Genomic DNA, 396 nt, shown 5'->3' with positions numbered 1-396 from the left:
GTGGGGGCAGGGCATGCCCGCCATGTTCTCGACGACGCCGACGATCTTCTGGTGGGTCTGTACGGCGATCGAGCCGGCCCGCTCGGCGACCTCGGCGGCGGCCTGCTGAGGAGTCGTCACGACCAGGATCTCCGCGTTCGGGACGAGCTGCGCGACGGAGATCGCGATGTCGCCCGTGCCCGGCGGGAGGTCCAGGAGCAGGACGTCCAGGTCGCCCCAGTAGACGTCCGAGAGGAACTGCTGGAGGGCGCGGTGGAGCATCGGGCCGCGCCACACGACGGGCGTGTTGCCCGGCGTGAACATGCCGATCGAGATGACCTTCACGCCGTTCGCCGACGGCGGCATGATCATGTCCTCGACCTGGGTGGGGAGGCCCTCGGCGCCGAGCATGCGGGG

General features: G+C 70.5%; 1 protein-coding gene. It reads right to left on the bottom strand.

The window, feature by feature from the left end; translation table 11 throughout:
• Positions 1-396: P-loop NTPase (locus AOK01_RS45800; protein WP_245702565.1), on the bottom strand; the 396-nt coding region annotated here is incomplete at both ends.

The sequence above is a fragment of the Streptomyces aurantiacus genome (genome assembly GCF_001418335.1).
Classification (GTDB): Bacteria; Actinomycetota; Actinomycetes; order Streptomycetales; family Streptomycetaceae; genus Streptomyces; species Streptomyces aurantiacus.
Note: the sequence above shows the minus strand (reverse complement) of the source record. Positions and strands in the feature narration are given on the sequence as shown.